The following is a 17,954-nucleotide window of genomic DNA, read 5'->3' on the forward strand; positions in this document are numbered from 1 at the left end:
CCCCCGGGTATTACGTCCCTTCGAGAGCGAAGGAATCGGTTATGGATGTACTGGACATTCGTTTGCGTGCTTACTTCGGGGTGAAGAGAAGGTGGGGATCGACTTGATCCCGGTGTAAGTAGCTGTGGGCGGCCACACAACAGGTGGGGCCTCTGACACTCCCAGTGTGGTTTCCCACACCATTCGCCGTAATCGAGATAGTGAATGTCTTCGTACGAAAGCAACTCATTCGATTATACTCGAGTCGCCGCGCCCGGTCGACCCATATCGGTTCTTCGACCGTGGGTTCACCGATTTTGGGGACGTGAATCTCTATCTCAGTGGTTTGGCGGTCACCCTCCTGGTCAGCGTCGATGACTAGGTGGATGTAGTTGAAGACGTCGCCGTTCTCGTGGGCCACCAGCGTCGCATTGTACACTGTGAGGGTCACAATCGTACGAATACACCTGGAATGGGGTGGGATAAATGGAAGTCGCTCGGGTCGTTCGCGATCCGAGCGAGGAGACGATCGAGAAGGGCGAGGTCCTCGTTGCACCGTCGTCCGACCCGGGCTGGACGCCCCTGTTTCTGAACGCCGCCGGTCTCGTCTCCGAAGTCGGCGGCCGGATACGTCACGGCGCACTTGTCGCCCGTGAATACGGCCTGCCGGCCGTCGTCTCGGTACCGGATGCCACTCGACGGATCACGACCGGTCAACGCGTCCGCGTCGACGGGAGTACTGGACGCGTCGAGCTCATCGAATGACTCGCACACGACGGGCCGTGGACAGCAACGGTCGTCAAGAGCGGCGATTCCTAATTTCAGAGGCGATGGAGCCTTCGTCGATTAAACCAACCAAGTAGGACGGGGACAGAGAGACACCACCGTTTCCTGAGCCCTCCCACGAGAGACCGGCTACTCGACGAAATCCACGCTTCCCCTCTAGATATTGACTGCTACTGTCATCCCAACGAGTGGTTTGCAGATGTGGTTATACCGATGTTATCTTAAAGATTTGCATACGTTATTCTTCGTTCGCATCTGCAACGACGGGTGAAGGTGTGGACGAGAGCTCAGGAAATGGTGGTGTCTGACTGTCCGCTCGAATCTGCGTTCTAGTATAAAATTGCAACGGGCTCGGGAAACAGCGGACACTCCGGACGCTGAGGAACTACCGGTCTTTATCACCTACCGGTTCGTGAGCGTCTGTCATGGCGATGTTCACGCCGGATGAGAACATTTTCGCGGATGAGTACCCGTTGCGTGAAAACTATCAGCCACAGCAGATTCAAGAACGTGACCAAGAGCTCGAGAAATTTCAGAACGCCTTACAGCCGGTGATCAACGGAGCGCCGCCGAAGAACATCTTTCTGTACGGTAAGACTGGCGTCGGGAAGACCGTGGCCACGAACTATCTGCTCAATCACTTGCAGCAGGACGCTCAATCGTATGATATCGATCTGAACGTGATCAAGCAGCCATGCAACAACATCTCCAGTAGTTACCAGGTCGCAGTCAACCTACTCAATCAGCTTCGTGGCCCGACCGAATCTGTGTCCACGACCGGGTATCCGCAGCAGGACGTGTTCAACATGCTGTACCGTGAGCTCGACGAACTTGGCGGAACTGTTCTCATTGTACTCGACGAAATCGATAACATCGGATCGAACGATGACATCCTGTACGAGTTGCCTCGAGCCGAGAGCAATGGCTATGTTGACGATGTGTGGCCGGGTATCATCGGTATCTCGAACGACTTCACATTCCGAGATAACCTGAGTCCGAAAGTGAAGGACACGCTGTGCGAGGAGGAGATCCATTTTCCGCCATATGATGCCGAAGAATTAGGAGCGATTCTCGGCGACCGGGCGGAGAAAGCGTTTCACGAAAACGTGTTGAGTGGTGATGTTGTGCCGCTGGCAGCAGCATTTGCAGCTCAGGATAGCGGGTCTGCAAGGCAAGGTCTTCGTCTGCTGCACAAAGCCGGTGAGCTGGCTCGAGCGAATGATGACCGCGAGGTTGTCGATGACCATGTTCGACAGGCCCAAACCGAGTTGGAACGCGACCAGTTAGAAGACGGGATGCGTGAGTTGACGACGCAGGGACATCTGGTACTGTGTGCGGTTTCAGCCTTCGAGATAACTAATGTAGCCCCCGTCCGTACACAGGAAATCTACGACCGCTATGTGACGTATGCAGAGCGAGTAGATGTGGATGCATTGGGCGAGCGTCGTATCCGTGATCACTTGAGCGAGTTATCGCTTCACGGATTCCTGCAGGTATCTCAGCGGAATGATGGATTCCACGGCGGCAGCTATTACGAATATGAGTTGAATGTTGACTTGGAGTCAGTGGTGGCTGTGCTGCAGGAAATTAGCCGGTTGGAGGATATCCCGACGCAGTTGAGCGAAGCAAGTCAGTAGGTTGATGTATTTCTCAGGAAACGGTGGTGTCTCCCTGAATGGATCAGAGAAAAACCACTAGAAATCAGTGGTAGTCATTGCGATGTGGGTAGACTAACTCTCTAATGGATGACCGAAACCGCTGTGGGCATCTCTCTGCATATCTTATCATATAGCTGAGCACCTGTCTTACCAAACAATAGAACCAGAATCTACTCTACTGTTTGGTAAGAAACCAAACGGCGACGTAGCGTCATCACAAGTGTCAACGCATGATAACCGCCAACGAACGGATCTGGGTGAGTGATCGGGTGAAGCGTGAGCTCGAACGCCGGAAGCGACGGGGCGAGAGTTTCGACGATGTGCTCGAGTGGCTGCTCGCAGAGAACGAGCCTGGTGACTTCTACGATGGGTTCGGTCGGTGGTCGGACGAGGAGGCAGCGACCGTTCGCGAGCAGCGAGCGAAGGCGAAGGACGATCGGAAACGACGGATGCGAGAGCGGACTGAGAACCGTCCGTCGCAGGCTCAGTTCTGTTGTGTGAAGTGTGGGTACGAAGCGAACGCAGACTACAACGCGGCGAAGAACGTCGGGTTTCGGCTACTCCGTGCGGGGCAAAAGTCTCCGCACGGAGGGGCGACACGTCACCTCGCCCTAAAGTCGGGGACGCTGAACGTGAATGGCGGCTACTCGCCTGCCACCCAGTAGGGTCGGCCAGAACGGGAGTCCACCGACAAGCTCCGCCCTTTAGAGCGGAGAAGGTGACCGAAGTCGTTTGCGCCGGCCTGCTCCGCAATACTGCGCAGTGTTCCTGTCCGGAGACGGTCGTGGTAGGGAACGACCACAGTACGCTGCTCGACATCCGGACCATCCGGATGCTCCCACTTCAAAATGTAGTGGTCACCAGTAATCCGGCCCACCCAGAAGTTTCCAGTGTTACAGAGGACCGTAATGACATCTTTACCGGAGAAATCGCGAGAAACCATCCACGAGTCACTGCAAGACGTCAGGGACGTCGTCGGGGGATTCCTTCCGGGATCGGTTCTCATCTGGATCGATGCCGAGCTCACGTAGCTCGTTATCGGTCGGCTCATGACCTGCCCCTTCGACGCCGGCGATTGCGTCGTCGAGTTGCTCCAGTGCCTCGTTCCGTGTTTCACCCTGACTCGTGACGCCGGCACTGACATCAGTGCCCACCCACCCGTTGTCTTCCTCGACGAGGCGTATCTCCCGACCGGTACTCATATACACGAGTTCGGTCGCACGCGGTATAGAACCCACCGGCAGGCGAGGTAGAGATTCAGCCTTCAAAACTAGCCAAAGTGAAACCACCAACCGCACAGACCCTAGAGAATCGATCGCGAAAACGTAGACTGTCGTCCCGGTAAGGAAACAGGAATTCACGACCCTCTTGGCAGTCTCGGGGAACGAGACCACAGGTGCCTGTATTGCCAGTAAGGTAGTTGTTTAAGTACCACACACACTCCACTATTGCCAGTAACGAAGAGAGACAGAAGTGGTTACAAACCTAGCTTGTCCAACTTACTAATACTAGCCGACTCGCTAGTACATAGTAAGGACTCTTTCGATGTCTGTTATATTAAAGATACCGGCTAGTAATGGGGGGCTTGTCGATTCCCACTAGGTATTGTGAGGTAATCTACTGGCAAAAGTGGTGTGTGTGTGGTTTATAAGCCACTGTAAAACTGGCATAACTGGCAAGTGTGGTGGGTTAGTGGCGATACTGGAACCCATGGTTTTATAATTATCCTTCGTCTGAGTCCATCCATGGGCCGATTCAGTCGTGAATCGTTTATTATCCAGGACAAGGATGTCCTCCGGGATGATTACCAGCCGGAGACGCTCGAGGAGCGGGATAAGGAACTTGACGAATACGCAGCTGCTCTCCGCCCCGTCATCCAGGGCTGGCAACCGAACAACGTCTTTCTCTATGGGGTTACCGGGGTGGGGAAGACCGCTGCAACTCACGATCTTCTTGAGGAACTGCAAGAGTCAGCCGAGGACTACGACGACGTTGACCTCAACATTATCGAGCTGAACTGCACAGGCTGTACTACATCCTATCAGGTGGCGGTCAACCTTGTGAACGAGATTCGTTCCCCTTCTCATCCTCTCACTACTGTCTCGTCTACACGCGAACCCATGAGCGAAACGGGCTACCAGCAAAAGCGTATCTTCAACGAACTCTATGACGATCTGGAGGCTATTGGTGGGACTATTCTGGTGGTGCTAGACGAGATCGATAATATCGGCTCAGACGACGATATTCTGTACGAGCTTCCGCGAGCACGTTCACAGTTGGACCTAGACGTGAAAATTGGCGTCGTCGGTATCTCGAATGATTTCAAGTTCCGAGAAAACCTTTCTCCAAAGGTCAAAGATACCCTCTGTGAAGAGGAGATTCTGTTCCCCCCCTATGATGCAACTGAGTTGCAGAACATCCTCGAACAACGAGTCGATATCGCGCTTTACGACGATGTTCTCGAATCGGACGTAATTCCGTTGTGCGCGGCGTTCTCTGCACAGGACTCGGGATCGGCCCGGCAAGCGCTCCGGTTGCTTCGAAAAGCAGCTGATATCGCGGAGAACGAAGCAATCGCTGGGAAGGAGACAAAGGTAACTGAAGAGCACGTCCGTGAGGCCGAACATCAGATCCAGCGACAACAGGTTGTCGAAGGGATGCATTCGCTGACGCGACAGGGGCAGTATGTACTATTAACAGTCTGCCAGTTGGCGGCCAAGGGAGAAACACCTGAACGGACGAAGCTAATCTATGAACGGTATCGGGAGGTGCTCCGTACTCACGGCAGTGAACCACTCAAACGTAGACGAGTACACGATCACTTGTCGGATCTGAGTCTCCATGGAATCCTACGATTAGTCGATTCGTCAGGTGGGCGTGGGAACTACAACGAGTATGAACTAGACGTCTCTCTGTCGTCGGCTTTAGATGCACTCGAGAGCGAGCTGGGAGAACTCGATGATATTCGTGCGACTGCGAAGCGGCATCGAGTCTTGGAGTGAGTTCCGGACCCATAACACCAGTACTGCCAATACCCTCTCCACCTCTGCCAGTAACCGCCAACCACTAGTGCCAGTATTTCCAATACCCTCTCCAGTGTTGCCAGTAACTTTGAACTGATGTCCCTATGACCAGTTATGTAATCACCACCGTTTCCAGTTATACATAGGAGGATACAGGGCACCGATTTTACTGGCAAAAGTGGTGTGTCTGACATTCTATCTGATAGTTGAACGGATTCCCATCTCATCAGCGAATGAATAGCTATTTAATCAGTAGGGAGATGGTCTGACTTTCCATAGCAAATCCCTCTGGCATCCTGACACCATGTTCGAATGTGTTGACACTGGCCAGTATGAAACTCTGTTTCAGTCCGCTCTTACTCGCCCGAATTGTTCTTACCAAACGATAGAACAGACATTGACTGTACTGTTTGGTAAGAAACCAAAGGACGAAGTAGCGTCAACGCGAATGTCAACGCATGGGAACCGCCGACGAACAGATCCGGGTGAGTGATCGGGTCAAGCGCGAGCTCGAACGCCGGAAGCGACGGCGCGAGAGTTACAACGATGTGCTTGAGCGGCTGCTCGCAGAGAACGAGCCTGGTGACTTCTACGATGGATTCGGTCGGTGGTCGGACGAGGACGCAGCGACCGTTCGCGAGCAGCGAGCGAAGGCGAAGGACGATCGGAAACGGCGGATGCGAGAGCGGGCTGAGAACGGGACATGAAAGTTCTCGATGCCTCGTTTCTCATCGATTACCTTGACGGACGCGTGGAGACGCGTGAATTCTACGAGGCGAGTGGCGGCGCTGACGAACGGTGGGTGATTCCTGTCCCAGCGCTTGCAGAGGTACTCGTCGGGGAGGGGAACCTTCCGAATGGAGATGTCAGTGACGCCCATGCTGCGCTGTCATGGGCGGAGGTATACGCAGTCGATGAGCGAACAGCTGTCATCGCTGGAGAGATTGCTGACGAAATCGCTCCTGGTGGTCCGTATCTCGATGGGCCCGACGGACTCATCGCAGCGGTTGGTCGTGAACTCGATGCCCCTGTCGTCTCCGGTGACGGCGATCTCACGCACCCCCAGACGAAAGCGGTCATCAAGGTCGAAGAGTACAGAGAGCGTACGGCGTAGCGAAGCTGCTCTAACTCACCACAATCGAGTCCTGCTGCGCGTCTGTTTCTGACGGCGCGGCTTTGTTGAAATCCTATTGGCTCGACACTTTCTCCGCTGAAACAGCCGTTAGTTAGAACTGCGCGTCGGTCACGGGCTCGACACTCAGTATGATAGAGTGGTTCTGTTGAAATCCTCCGAGACTGATAGTTTAGGGAGGCTATGCTGTATACAGAGCGCGAGTCGGTCAATCGCCCAGACAATTATCGACTCCACGGTTATGCTTTCAGAGGACGTATCTGATGGTATGCCAAACGTTAACGTGCCGTTCGCGGACGCCGTGACAATCCATGGCACTGTCGAGCCCGGTTTCGAGCCTGTCCGTGAAGTGTTCGCGGAGAATTTTCACGACCGCAACGAATTGGGGGCGGCGGTTGCCGTCTACTCTCGTGGCGAGCTCGTCGTCGACCTCTGGGGTGGCTACCGGGACACCGACCACGAGCATCCGTGGGAGGCCGACACGATGGTCCTCGTGGCCTCGGGGACGAAGGGGATGACGGCGGCGGCCATCGCTGTCGCGCTCTCGCGGGGGTTGTTTGCACTCGACGACCGCATCGCCGACCACTGGCCAGCGTTCGCCCAGCACGGGAAGGGTGAGGTCACGGTCCGACAGTTGCTGAGTCACCAGGCAGGGCTCGCGACGCTCGATGGGCGCCTTTCGCCGGAGCAGATTGCCGACACGGAGTTCCTCTCGGGCCTGCTCGCGAGCGAGAAACTCGACTGGGTGCCCGGCACCCGCCACGGCTACCATGCGTTCACACTGGGCTGGTACGCAAGCGAACTGCTCCGACACACCGACGGACGGACGCTGGGCCAGTTCTTCACCGAGGAGGTGGCCGAGCCGCTCGGCCTGGAATTCTACATCGGGCTTCCCGAGAAGATTCCAACCGACCGCGTGGCGGACCTCGATGCATTTGGGTATCTGGATATGCTCTTGAACCTCCGGACACTGTCGCCGCGGTTCGTCCTGTCGTTCTTCAACCCGTGGTCGGTGACGAATCGGGCGCTGAATGTGCTCGATACCCGACGTCCGGCCGACCTGAACAGTCCGGCGTTCCGTGCGGTGGAGATTCCCTCGGGCAACGGCATCGGGACCGCCCGCGCGATGGCACGGCTGTATGGTGAACTCGCGACGGGCGGCGAGGCGCTGGGTCTCGACAAGGACGTGTTCGCGGAATTGACCGCCCCCCCGTTGCCGCCGTCAGGTGACCGGCGGGACGTCGTCATCGGCATGGAGACGGCGTACGCGATGGGGTATTCGAAACCGTCGCCCGACTTCCGGTTCGGGACTTCAGATGCCTCGTTCGGTACTCCCGGCGCCGGCGGCTCGTTCGGGTTCGCGGACCCCGACGTGGAACTGGGCTTTGCCTACACACCCAACCGATTGGGCCTCCACCTGAAGGACGACCCCCGGGAGGTGGCACTCAGGGAAGCCGTCTACGAGTGCATCGAACGCCGGAGTTCGGAGACGGATTCACCTCGTACCCGACTCTGACGTTCTGAATAATTCGATAACGCCGCGAATACAGGTTCCCGGCAGATTGCTGTCGCCTACCTGGCTCTTGCTTTACTCGTGATGGTCGCGGCCGGGTTGCGAAATATATACTCTGTATCTAACAACACCGGCAAGGTATGCAAGAGTCTTAAGAGCGATTCAGAATGACGCAGTTATAGAGACGTGCCGCGGGTGTATCGAGTAGTCCTCGAGTTGAGAACTTTGGCGGGTTTGGACAGGGAACTGAACAGAGCATTCAAACAGATATCGCCGAAGACTAGTATCCTCGACCAGCCAATTTCAGTAATACTCGCTTAGTTCCTTCTGCTGATCGACCTCTTCGGTGGCTTGCTCATAACACTCCTCCTGCATCTGTTCGCGCTTCTGCTGCACCTGATATTGGCACCACTTCTGTTCGAGCGTTTTCTCGAGACCCCGGCTGTTGGTGTATCGAGAGACAATTTTGAAGTCTGCCGGGCCATCTGGTTCCCTGCGCAAGAAGTTGATGGTCTGAGCCATCTGGATGATATTCGCGATAATCTCCTCACACACGTCCTCTGAGACGTAGAAGAGGTCCTCGTCGATCGTCGAGTGAATCGTCTCCTTGTCGACATAGCAGTGTCCACTGTGCTTGCTTCGAGATGAGATTATCGTCCGAAGCTGCGTGACAGGGTGGGATTCTGGGAAGACATTGAATCCGCCCGTGGAGGTGTCTGCCTTCTTCAGCGCACTATTGAGAGAATGGTTCGAGTGTTGGATTCGCAGCCGCGTATCTTCCAGGTCTTCTCCCTCCGGTAGTTGGTCAGGCAGAATCGAGTTTACAGAGACTCGCTTGCGCATCTGGTGAACGCCCCAGGTGACGACCTCCACACCGGTTTCAATGACCTTCTCTGTGATGTCATTCGCATCGCTGGCAAAGGTCGCTAGCACGTACTCAATGTTCCGTGGTTCCTCACCGAGGTAGTGCTCAACGATGTAGTCCCTGTGCTCCTCGACGGTTTCCCGCTGTTTCTCGACCTCGTTGACTAGGCTCTTTGCGCCCTTCCCGATGCTCGACTTCGCCTCACCGAAGACCGCTTGTCCTTCGAAATCCCAGAGCAGAAAGTCGAAGTTCGGGACGCCGAGCTCCTCAAGCGGGTCTGCTCGGAGGAATTTGTAGCCTGCCGGCGGCGCACGGGTCGTGAACGGGAAGACACAGAGGTTGAGGAGCTTGCGGTGTTCTTTTTCGTCGCTGATGTTGTCGCGAAGTCGCTCTGTGTATGTCTCTTCGTTAAAATTGCGGTACTTGTCCCGTATGCACCCACGATAGTACGACCTGAAATCTGTCGTCCAATGGTCAGGCAGGTCCTCGGGAGGATCGACGTTGACCATGGCTCAGGAAGCAGACGTACTGTAGGCAGATTCGTCGTCGAACAGTGTGATTTGAGCGCTCTCGTCGATGGTCTCGGTCAGCAGCTGGTAGAAGCGAATCAGTGACGGGAACGCGCAGTTGTGCTTCGGCACGATGCGCATCGCATCTTCGGTCGCACTGATGTTGAAGAAGGCACTGCGCTGCTCGTCGGTCACGGTGGCCGTAAAGTCCAGTGACCCCGCCTCCATGCTGACGTCGGTGAATGTGAACGGTGTATCAGACCGGTTGCCGGCGTTCTGCACGAACTCCTCGGCCATGAGTCGGTTGAACGACTTCTGAAATTCGATTTGGCCAGCAGTTACTGTTGGAACTTCAAGCTCCAAGTCTCCGGACCGGCGTTTCTCGGTTCGAAAGCGAATCTCCTGACTCACCTCCTGGATGTCCAGAACGTGGTCGAGGACCTCTTCGATGAGCTCGAACAGGAGGGTGAAGGTCGCGTTGTTGAGGCGAATGAGCGTGAACTTGCCGTTGGTATCGATGCGGAGGGCGATGTCCTCGTGTTCGTACTGGATTCGGACCGGGACGACGCCGTAGTACTGTCTGAACTCCTTCAGTGTCTGGCGGCCGTCACGGCCCTTGTACTCCATCGTTCGATCGTACTCCGGACGAATCTCGGCATCGGCGAGGTCCGGGATGCGCTTGGACTTGAACTCGGTGATGTCGACCTCCTCGTACTTCGAGAGCACCATCTCGTTCATCTTTTGGAAGTCCCGGGGGACGATGGGCATCTCAGCCAATTCCTTGCTGGCGTTGACGGAGTTCTCGAGGGTCTGATCGATGGCGTCCTCGGTCGCGGAGGTGAAGATAATGAGCAGGTCGTCCTCGTAGTACGCTGCGTAGAAGACGGCACGACCGGCCTCCCCCGAACGCGTGGTGAACTCGCGGGTCAGCTTCGTGATTTCGCCGTAATCCTCCTCCTGATAGCTCTGGCCGAACGACGCTTTCCAGTCGTCGTGCTCGGTGAGATAGAAGTAGGTCTTGATCTGGTGGAGGTGCTGTCCCTCGAAGAGGTGGGACTCATCGATGTCAAGCAGCGCTTGACAGAAGCCCTCTAAATCGTACACCTCTTGAGGGACGTGCATGTGTGTTCAGTTGACAACGTGTCTCTGGAGCATCAGTCCTGTTATAACTATCGATGAATGTTACTGGGCCGTCTCACTCTCTAAGTCCTCTTGATTCTCAGTGACGCACGAGATTGGAGCCCAAGAGCGGAGTCTGTGCTAGTTCTCTGTAAATCGGCTGCGAGCAGGTAAGACCGGCGAGAACTTCTTCATTCCACAATTGTTATTTCTCTAATGCACTTTGGCATACACTGTGCCTTCACTTGAAGGAATAGAGCTGATTGGTGGTGGTGAGCAGACGACTGTGGAGACACGTGCTGTTAGGTGTCCGGACTGTGGTGAGCCGACGTTCACCGCGATGGCAGGTCAAGTGACGTGTGATTCATGTGAGACTACATTCTCGGGTGACTCCCACATAGAAGCGCCGTGTCGGGCAATCATCTGTGATTCCTGTGATGACCCGCTCCCACTCGGACAGGACTATCGATTTGAGATAGCCCAGTGGGATGCTTATCTCTGCGACGATTGCATGAAGCTTGTCGCAGTCGATACTGACAGCGGGATTCAACAGCCCGCTATCTTGCTTGAAACTGAATGGGTACTAAACGGTGAATCGCCGGAGGTAGCTGGTAATCGAGTCAGCGACACGGTCTGGGCGAAACGAGTTGAGACGAGGAGAGAGCAAGCAGCCGTTGACCTGCTCAATCACGAGATACGACGCGACGAGTCGGGCTGGCGCGCATACAACGCGGATACGATGTCGGCTCATCTCTGCTTTGATGCTGATCTCTGTCTCGGGTACATCATGTGGCATTGGGAGGGCGATACCCCCGAACTCGGCCAACTGTTCATTCTACCAACGGCACAGAGGCAAGGAATCGGATCGGGATTCGTAGAAGCGTGGCGTGAGGACGTAGTACCAGCGGACCAGCTGTACACGGTTAACAACCCGAACGAGAACATGCTTCGGCTGCTCCGTGGAATTGGAACACTTGAGCTCCGTGCTGATCAGATAGAGTTCACTGAGTGTCGTATTACGGGCCAAAAGCGCGATATCCCTGAAGAATGGCAGAATCGCGGGCCGTAACTGAGTCGACCATTCTACATTTCACCCCCATGCCTCTGTGCAGCTGGCTCCGGACGACCACTCACCCCCTCCAGCATCGAGCTTTCCAATAGACTCACGCTCTCTGTCTAACAACACCGGCAATCGACGCGATGGTTTGTTTCCCGTCGGTCCGCAGTGAAACGGCTGATAGACGCGTGCCGCGAGTCTAACACAGTCCGCAGAAGATATTCGCCGCGAGTTAAACGAAGTGAATTATAAACCGCCGCGCTCTCGACTCCTCGCTCGGTACTCTCGCAGCCTCACTGCTGGTCGACTGTCTCGGGAGCACTGATTCGACCGGTAGTAGATGGTATATTGGCGAGTAATTAATACAGCCCATCAAGAATAATGGTACATGGAAGACCATCGGAGAGGCGGGCTGGTGTTCATTGGGATAGGTACGCTTGCTCTCGGCATTACCGTCGTCTGGCCACTCCTGACGACGGGTACCGTCCCAGTATCCGAGACTACACAAACACGGTATGGAGATACTCCAATACTGTTCTCTATTCTGTTTGGGATTGGTGCAATCATACTGGGCGCGCTATTCTGGAACGATATTCTCTATTCGAAAGTGAGCGACAATTGAACAGTGGCAGTCTTCACTCTCAAACGATAGACCCACGCTCTGTGTCTACCAATACCGGCAATCGACGAGGGATGGGTGACTGCCATCCCAAGGCGCGTTGCTGAGAGCCGACTCTTTCTGTCAGAGCGGTGCCGGTCGGCCATCGACCGCTGACTAGTTGTCGAGTAGCACAGTCCGCCGAGCGTGTGATTTATAGAACTCCAAACGCCGAACTTCTGGCTTCCACAGAGGTTGAGCGTTTGGCGATTTCTACAAACGAACCCGTGGCTCAACTGCTGCTGGATGATGATTATTAGTCGGTGCTCTTACCAATCCAGTCCGTCAACGCTAGATACCCGCTCAGTGCAGCCGCCACTCGGTAAAATTGCTGGATACTGGCGTTAACCGACGTTACGCGCGGCTCTTCAGGAATGCTACGGGTTGAGGTTAGACCATGACCGAGTCCCCCGGATCGAACAGGAACTTCGCGATGAGTTGGACGACCTCCTTCGCTGGCATCGGCGGCGACTCACCGAGATTAACCGATACTACGTCCCGCAACACGAAGTTCGCTAACCGCCAGACGTTGTGGAGAATCACTCCAATCACGAAGTACAGGAAGCGAATACGGTAGTCCGTACTCGCCGTCTGCGGGAGAAAGTGTGCTTTGATGCTCTTGTACTGGTTCTCTATCGTCCACCGTTGGCGGTACTGTCCGACGAGCGCTTGCGCTCTGTCTTCATCCACCCATCCATTCACGGTGAACATGGAGTACCCATCGTTGTCGTCATCGTCATGTCCCGGCACGTAGATAATGCTGAGCTTGTGCATCCGTCCCCCGTACCACCCCTCAACGTGCTCGATGCGGGAGTTGTAGACCGTGTTCTCGATGACGTCGACGATGTTCATCGTGTCTTCGTTCGAGTTCTCCGATTTCCCGATCACGTACTGAATCGGCGCCTCCCCACCGATATCTGGCTTGTCCTCGTGTCGATGGGCAACGATATCTCTGATGACGTGAACATCGAACTCACGGTCACAGAACAGTTTGTTAATCTCGACGTGTTGTTCCGCTTGGTCCAGCAACCGCTCTACAACCTCGACACGAGACGTTCGTTCCACGTCAACATCGTCGTCGGCTTTCTCCCACCAGCGTTCGTCTCGCACTGGTTCAATGCCGATGACGATTGGTGTATCCGGTCCAACGATGGTGAGTGTCGCGAACTTGTACCCTCGCTCCGTCTTTTTCTTGTTTGAGTCCTTGACCCCGGAAACCATCTCGGGGTAGTCCGCCTTCGGGTAGACCTCACGGCCGCTCTTGCTGATGACTGGTTCTTCATTCCACTCTATTTCGGCCTCATCACGGAACGGTGAAACGTAGAACGGGAACACTGTGATGTCGAGTGCGGCGTGAACTGGTTGTCGAATCCCCTGCCGGTCACGTCCCGCTATTCCGTCTAGTTGATTTTCGACTCCCCGGTGGAACGCTGGGAGAATCGTATCGCGAATCCGCTTCCACTCTGGGGTTCGCCGCCCGCCCTCGTACTCGTCTAACGTGGTTTCAGGGTTCGGCGTTGCGACCTTCTTCATTGTCCGATGGTGGGTTGAGCCGTGAGGCGTATCGGTTCGGTAGCTCTCCCTGTCGAACATTCGCTGGGGTGACGTCGTATAGAGGTTTGAAAAGTTCATGAACCCCTGTCGCTCGAAGAACGCTTCCAGTGGATATTTGAAATTCGAGGCCCGGCCTGCGGAGAACTCGTCGAAACCAAGTTCTGTAGCGAGTTTGACGGCCTCACAAATCTGGTCTTCGCCAATTCCTTCCTCCGGTACCACGTCCTCCGGGTCAAGTGCGGGGATAGTGGTGTCAATGAAACCGTGTTCTGTACAGCACTCACGGATACGGTGTGCACTTCGTTCGATGACGGTTCGTTCACGTTGAGTGAATCGATTACGCCAGAAGTGGCTAATCCCACCTTGGGATGGCGCTCGACAGAGATCAAATCGAATATAGACGAAGGCCGAACCACGAAGACGGTCAGCGGTCTCTTGTTGCGTGATTTCAAGCGCCTCTTTGTATAGGAACAGCTTGACTATACCCTCAAGAGAGAACGTGGCGTCGTTCGGATTGTCGTAGTTCGAGAATACGTCGCCCGAGATGTCGAGAGCGGCGATGACCCGAGTAATATGATCATGGATGAGACACAACTCCTCGGTCTGCTTGGCGAGATTTTCAACGATGGAGTCGATGTCGCTATCTGTGAGAGCGGTCGGCTCCGCCACGTTATCGCCGTCGCCCTCACTGGGCATGCGCGTAGCACCTCGCTCCTAGAAGCGATTCTGCCGTTCCACTCGGCGTCTGCTTGCGGTCAGCAGTAACGCCAAGGCGTCCGGTTAAAACGAGAGGGTGACAGCAACGGGGATAGGTGACCCATTTAGAACTTGGGGTTTCTGAGGTTTTGCAAGAATCGGATTGGGTCTGGGCCAGAGTGAAGTGGCCCAGTCCCATGTCAGGGGTTTCTCAACCTCCCAACAGTGGAGCTACGTTGGCTGTAGTGTACGCGCATTCTCGTTCCGACTTGAACAAACAACCGTTTTAACGCACACACGGCTGCTTTTGAAATCTCGATATATATGCGGCTGCTTAATAGTTTCCTCTTTGCTCCGCCATTAGTGGTCGGAAGTGCCGGGATTTGCACCCACAATCGTAAAACATTGTATTCAGTAGCCGACGGAATCGTCCCGGTGGTCTTCCTGTGAACGGCACAGAACGCACTCGAGCGATCCGCGTTCCCGGCCACCATCCAATGCCACCAGACCATGCAGGTCCGAGGGTAGGTGAGCAAAAAGACAAGCGGGCCAGATTTCCGGAAACTGCCTGAGCGGGTCGATTAAGGAGGTTAGCGGAAGTAGAAATCTGGGGCTGCCACTTTTGTAGTCACGGCAAGATATCGGCTGCAGCATGATATCTGATGCCCGCGTGCTCCACCCCGAATTCGTTCCCCGAGACGTTGTCCATCGTGACCGTGAGATTCGAGGGTTGTCACGAGCGCTCGAACCGATTACTCACAACGAACCGGTGGAAACGGCGTTCCTGTTTGGCCCCTCCGGGGCAGGTAAGACGTGCATCGCTCAGCACACGGTTGAGCGACTTCGAGAGACCGTTCTAGACCTCACATACCAGTACGTGAATTGCTGGGAGGACTACACGCGCTACAAAGCACTCTACCGAGTTGTAGAAGGAGTCGCACCGTCGTTTGACATGCATCGCCAGTCAACCCCCACAGACGCCCTGATCGAACGTCTCCGCGAGTACGATGGACCGGGGTGTGTCGTCATCCTCGACGAGGCCGACCAGTTGGAGGACATGGGCGTTCTCTATGATCTCTATCGCACGCGCGGACTCTCGATGATTCTCATTGCCAACCGAGAAGAGGAACTGTTCGCTCACCTCGATGAGCGCCTTGCCAGCCGTCTCCGAACGACTGCCCGGATTCGGTTCGACCACTACACTGAAGACGAACTCGTTGCTATCCTTTCGGATAGAGCCCGGTGGGGGTTCCATGACGGGGCTGTCGAGCAGGAACACCTCGAGGAGATAGCAGACGCCGCTGGTGGTGACGCCCGGACTGCTATCGGTATTCTCCGGAACGCTGCCCGTCTTGCCACCCAATCAGGTGTGGATTCGATGACGGCCGAGCATATCGGAGACGCTGTTCCGGAAGCGGAATCGGAAATCGCACAGAAGGACATCGAGAAACTCACCCCGGACCAGCGAGCGCTCTACGACATCATCTGCGAGTATGATGAGATTGCTCCCGGAGACCTCTACCGGGAGTACCGAGAACGGGTTGAGGAACCAAAGAGCGACCGCATGGTACGAAACTACCTCAGCAAGATGCAACATTACAACTTGATATCTGCTCGTGGGGAGAACCGAGGGCGGACATATCGAACTCGTTGACCGATTATCGTATAGACTATACGGAGACCCAACACGCTGTTAAAAACGGTCTCCCCAGTCCTCAGTAGTCCCAGATGCAACTCCGGGTTGAGTCTGAACTCCAAATCGTATAAGTGAGAGGGTCTTCTCTTAATCATCAGTAATCAAACCAGACAATGACGCCCGTTAAACGGAGGTACAAGCTGCGTCTACACTCGCAGTTCCGGGGAGAGTACATTGACGTACTTGTTGTTCCTACTCTCATATGGGAATGGCCCAAACGCGGACACCCTGACGAATTCATAGTAGTGTTAGCTATCGCCAACGATTCATTGCAACAGCTCGGTTACTCTGGATTGGTAAATGGTGGTAGCTGGACTGAGGTTGCACACTCGGATCATAATCCCGACACTGGTCATGACATATACGATCACTCGGACCCCAAACAACTCCATATTGATGTAAACCATCCCCACGATCAGTCCAGATACTCACAAGTTTACCGGAAGCTGGCAAATGGGGCACCTCCAAGACCAACTGGCCGGGCGGCTGATATGGCTAAAGAGATTCTGGTCAGAAACCAAATCAGGTTTCTCAGAGACTATCTCCCATGAGCAGAGAATGGGGCCAGATTTATGTGTCTTGGGAGAATACAAACTATTAGAAGAGCTATATGAGTAAGAGCTTCCCAGATGTTCTCGCCGACGAATGCGGAGGGACGCGAGAAGACTATGAGGCGAGCTTAGAAAATATCGCGTCGTTAGACGACGCTGCTGTTGACGACAACGAATTTGATATGTCGGTTGATAATCGCCCTGAAGAATTTGACGAAGCTGATCTTGAGGAAGCGGAAGAAATCTTCCGATAGTAATCCGCATCGACCTCTTGTCATAGTTTCTTCGCTGTGATGTCTTTTTGAGAGACAAATACACGGATAAGTTCTCCGAGTTCCCACGTTCGATGGACGTCAGCGAGATTGTGCTGTAATACGGGCAAGTAGTCTCCGCGCTGGTAGTGACCGATAGCACTGCCGGAGTCGTCGAACGGGTCGTACTCGTGGTCTCGATACCACGGCCCCTCCCATTCAGAAAGGAATTGGTCAACCAGATGGTGCTGATCGAACAGAATCGCGTGGGAGCCGGTCAACGAGTTCGTCTCCGAGGTGGACCCGTAACTGCTGTACGTCGTGTTGAGGCGCTTCTTGAGCGGGTCCCATAGATCCGCGAACTCGATTCCGTCGAACATCCAGTCGACACCATGGGCGATGCAACTCGTTCGGGTGAATGGGAGGTCGAACCCGGACTTCCATGACTCGGCGTTGAACGCGATGAGGCGGTTGTAGTCCCGGTCAAAGTAGTCGAATACGAGTTGGTGCATGGCCTGTAGAAGACCTTGTTCATCACTGGTTGTGATGACGGTTACCGGGACGCCACCGCTCACGTCCTCCAAGTGCTGGTCGAACGCGTGCATGTCGACGTCGTCACCGTTCGTGTTCAGAATGAGTCGAGCACGGCCATCAGGCAACCAGAACCCGCTTACTGTAATCTGGTCCGACCACGAGAGGCCGGTTGTCTCGATGTCCCACGCAACATGACTGCGATGACCGCTTCCTCTAAGCATGGGTCAACAGAGTGCGAAGCCGAAGTTAGGAGTCAGTGTGCAGTTTCCAATTTCCGAATCGGCTACTGGCGTCCGGGAAGCGGTAGTGTGTGCGATTCGCCTATGCAGTTATCTCCGATGTAGAAGAGTAGACCCCAAGATACTTACTTGAG

General features: G+C 54.9%; 15 protein-coding genes and 3 pseudogenes. 11 read left to right on the plus strand and 7 right to left on the minus strand.

Annotated features, from left to right (window positions below; translation table 11 throughout):
• Positions 1–70: 70 nt before the first annotated feature.
• The gene (locus P1Y20_RS18135) at positions 71–430 is read right to left on the minus strand and encodes a hypothetical protein (RefSeq protein ID WP_304450098.1); all 360 of its coding nucleotides are present in this window, start codon (positions 428–430) and stop codon (positions 71–73) included.
• Positions 431–471: 41 nt separating this feature from the next.
• Here P1Y20_RS18135 and P1Y20_RS18140 point away from each other — a divergent pair.
• From P1Y20_RS18140 to P1Y20_RS18155, 4 genes and pseudogenes are all read left to right on the plus strand, one after another.
• A pseudogene (locus P1Y20_RS18140) lies at positions 472–744 on the plus strand (PEP-utilizing enzyme); the annotation flags it as partial.
• A gap of 446 nt (positions 745–1,190) precedes the next feature.
• Entirely contained in the window at positions 1,191–2,402 is a 1,212-nt protein-coding gene (locus P1Y20_RS18145) for a Cdc6/Cdc18 family protein (protein ID WP_304450100.1), read from the plus strand.
• Between the two features lie 251 nt (positions 2,403–2,653).
• A pseudogene (locus P1Y20_RS18150) lies at positions 2,654–2,893 on the plus strand (antitoxin VapB family protein); the annotation flags it as partial.
• Positions 2,888–3,088: pseudogene (locus tag P1Y20_RS18155) on the plus strand (zinc ribbon domain-containing protein); the annotation flags it as partial. The pseudogenes P1Y20_RS18150 and P1Y20_RS18155, both read left to right, overlap by 6 nt.
• On the opposite strand, the gene P1Y20_RS18160 reads toward P1Y20_RS18155, so the two are convergent.
• Together P1Y20_RS18160 and P1Y20_RS18165 are read right to left on the minus strand one after the other, a co-directional pair.
• Complete coding sequence (locus tag P1Y20_RS18160; RefSeq protein ID WP_368662200.1) at positions 3,067–3,474, minus strand: type II toxin-antitoxin system HicA family toxin; 408 nt, start codon at positions 3,472–3,474, stop codon at positions 3,067–3,069. The pseudogene P1Y20_RS18155 and the gene P1Y20_RS18160 sit on opposite strands and share 22 nt — an antisense overlap.
• Entirely contained in the window at positions 3,374–3,625 is a 252-nt protein-coding gene (locus P1Y20_RS18165; protein WP_304450102.1) for a type II toxin-antitoxin system HicB family antitoxin, read from the minus strand. The genes P1Y20_RS18160 and P1Y20_RS18165 overlap by 101 nt, the downstream gene beginning before the upstream one ends.
• Positions 3,626–4,168: 543 nt before the next feature.
• Here P1Y20_RS18165 and P1Y20_RS18170 point away from each other — a divergent pair.
• From P1Y20_RS18170 to P1Y20_RS18185, 4 genes are all read left to right on the plus strand, one after another.
• A complete protein-coding gene (locus P1Y20_RS18170) occupies positions 4,169–5,425 on the plus strand; it encodes an orc1/cdc6 family replication initiation protein (RefSeq protein WP_304450103.1) in 1,257 nt (418 codons plus the stop codon).
• Positions 5,426–5,904: 479 nt separating this feature from the next.
• Positions 5,905–6,153, plus strand: coding sequence for an antitoxin VapB family protein (locus P1Y20_RS18175; RefSeq protein ID WP_304450104.1), 249 nt, complete (start codon positions 5,905–5,907; stop codon positions 6,151–6,153).
• Complete coding sequence (locus tag P1Y20_RS18180) at positions 6,150–6,560, plus strand: PIN domain-containing protein (protein WP_304450105.1); 411 nt, start codon at positions 6,150–6,152, stop codon at positions 6,558–6,560. The genes P1Y20_RS18175 and P1Y20_RS18180 overlap by 4 nt, the downstream gene beginning before the upstream one ends.
• A 259-nt stretch (positions 6,561–6,819) precedes the next feature.
• Positions 6,820–8,094, plus strand: coding sequence for a serine hydrolase domain-containing protein (locus tag P1Y20_RS18185; RefSeq protein ID WP_304450106.1), 1,275 nt, complete (start codon positions 6,820–6,822; stop codon positions 8,092–8,094).
• A gap of 300 nt (positions 8,095–8,394) precedes the next feature.
• Here P1Y20_RS18185 and P1Y20_RS18190 read toward each other — a convergent pair whose 3' ends face one another.
• Together P1Y20_RS18190 and P1Y20_RS18195 are read right to left on the minus strand one after the other, a co-directional pair.
• The gene (locus tag P1Y20_RS18190; RefSeq protein ID WP_304450107.1) at positions 8,395–9,465 is read right to left on the minus strand and encodes a hypothetical protein; all 1,071 of its coding nucleotides are present in this window, start codon (positions 9,463–9,465) and stop codon (positions 8,395–8,397) included.
• Between the two features lie 3 nt (positions 9,466–9,468).
• Positions 9,469–10,587, minus strand: a complete 1,119-nt coding sequence (locus tag P1Y20_RS18195) for a hypothetical protein (protein ID WP_304450108.1) — start codon at positions 10,585–10,587, stop codon at positions 9,469–9,471.
• Positions 10,588–10,819: 232 nt separating this feature from the next.
• Between P1Y20_RS18195 and P1Y20_RS18200 the strand changes: the two genes are divergently transcribed.
• On the plus strand, positions 10,820–11,653 hold the full coding sequence (locus P1Y20_RS18200) for a GNAT family N-acetyltransferase (protein ID WP_304450109.1): 834 nt from the start codon (positions 10,820–10,822) through the stop codon (positions 11,651–11,653).
• A 1,036-nt stretch (positions 11,654–12,689) separates the two neighbouring features.
• Here P1Y20_RS18200 and P1Y20_RS18205 read toward each other — a convergent pair.
• On the minus strand, positions 12,690–14,549 hold the full coding sequence (locus P1Y20_RS18205) for a transposase (protein ID WP_304450110.1): 1,860 nt from the start codon (positions 14,547–14,549) through the stop codon (positions 12,690–12,692).
• Between the two features lie 652 nt (positions 14,550–15,201).
• Here P1Y20_RS18205 and P1Y20_RS18210 point away from each other — a divergent pair.
• Entirely contained in the window at positions 15,202–16,203 is a 1,002-nt protein-coding gene (locus P1Y20_RS18210) for a Cdc6/Cdc18 family protein (RefSeq protein WP_304450111.1), read from the plus strand.
• A 652-nt stretch (positions 16,204–16,855) separates the two neighbouring features.
• The gene (locus P1Y20_RS18215; RefSeq protein WP_304450112.1) at positions 16,856–17,050 is read left to right on the plus strand and encodes a hypothetical protein; all 195 of its coding nucleotides are present in this window, start codon (positions 16,856–16,858) and stop codon (positions 17,048–17,050) included.
• Between the two features lie 20 nt (positions 17,051–17,070).
• Here the strand turns inward: P1Y20_RS18215 and P1Y20_RS18220 are convergent, their stop codons facing one another.
• A complete protein-coding gene (locus tag P1Y20_RS18220; protein WP_304450113.1) occupies positions 17,071–17,802 on the minus strand; it encodes a 3'-5' exonuclease family protein in 732 nt (243 codons plus the stop codon).
• Positions 17,803–17,954 lie beyond the last annotated feature (152 nt).

The organism is Halomarina ordinaria (assembly GCF_030553305.1).
GTDB classification, from domain to species: Archaea; Halobacteriota; Halobacteria; order Halobacteriales; family Haloarculaceae; genus Halomarina; species Halomarina ordinaria.

Coding starts and splice junctions, on each gene's coding strand:
- P1Y20_RS18145 (WP_304450100.1), top strand. CDS start 1,191: ATGGCGATGTTCACGCCGGATGAGAACATTTTCGCGGATGAGTACCCG.
- P1Y20_RS18160 (WP_368662200.1), bottom strand. CDS start 3,474: ATGAGCCGACCGATAACGAGCTACGTGAGCTCGGCATCGATCCAGATG.
- P1Y20_RS18165 (WP_304450102.1), bottom strand. CDS start 3,625: ATGAGTACCGGTCGGGAGATACGCCTCGTCGAGGAAGACAACGGGTGG.
- P1Y20_RS18170 (WP_304450103.1), top strand. CDS start 4,169: ATGGGCCGATTCAGTCGTGAATCGTTTATTATCCAGGACAAGGATGTC.
- P1Y20_RS18175 (WP_304450104.1), top strand. CDS start 5,905: ATGGGAACCGCCGACGAACAGATCCGGGTGAGTGATCGGGTCAAGCGC.
- P1Y20_RS18180 (WP_304450105.1), top strand. CDS start 6,150: ATGAAAGTTCTCGATGCCTCGTTTCTCATCGATTACCTTGACGGACGC.
- P1Y20_RS18185 (WP_304450106.1), top strand. CDS start 6,820: ATGCTTTCAGAGGACGTATCTGATGGTATGCCAAACGTTAACGTGCCG.
- P1Y20_RS18190 (WP_304450107.1), bottom strand. CDS start 9,465: ATGGTCAACGTCGATCCTCCCGAGGACCTGCCTGACCATTGGACGACA.
- P1Y20_RS18195 (WP_304450108.1), bottom strand. CDS start 10,587: ATGCACGTCCCTCAAGAGGTGTACGATTTAGAGGGCTTCTGTCAAGCG.
- P1Y20_RS18205 (WP_304450110.1), bottom strand. CDS start 14,549: ATGCCCAGTGAGGGCGACGGCGATAACGTGGCGGAGCCGACCGCTCTC.
- P1Y20_RS18210 (WP_304450111.1), top strand. CDS start 15,202: ATGATATCTGATGCCCGCGTGCTCCACCCCGAATTCGTTCCCCGAGAC.
- P1Y20_RS18215 (WP_304450112.1), top strand. CDS start 16,856: ATGAGTAAGAGCTTCCCAGATGTTCTCGCCGACGAATGCGGAGGGACG.
- P1Y20_RS18220 (WP_304450113.1), bottom strand. CDS start 17,802: ATGCTTAGAGGAAGCGGTCATCGCAGTCATGTTGCGTGGGACATCGAG.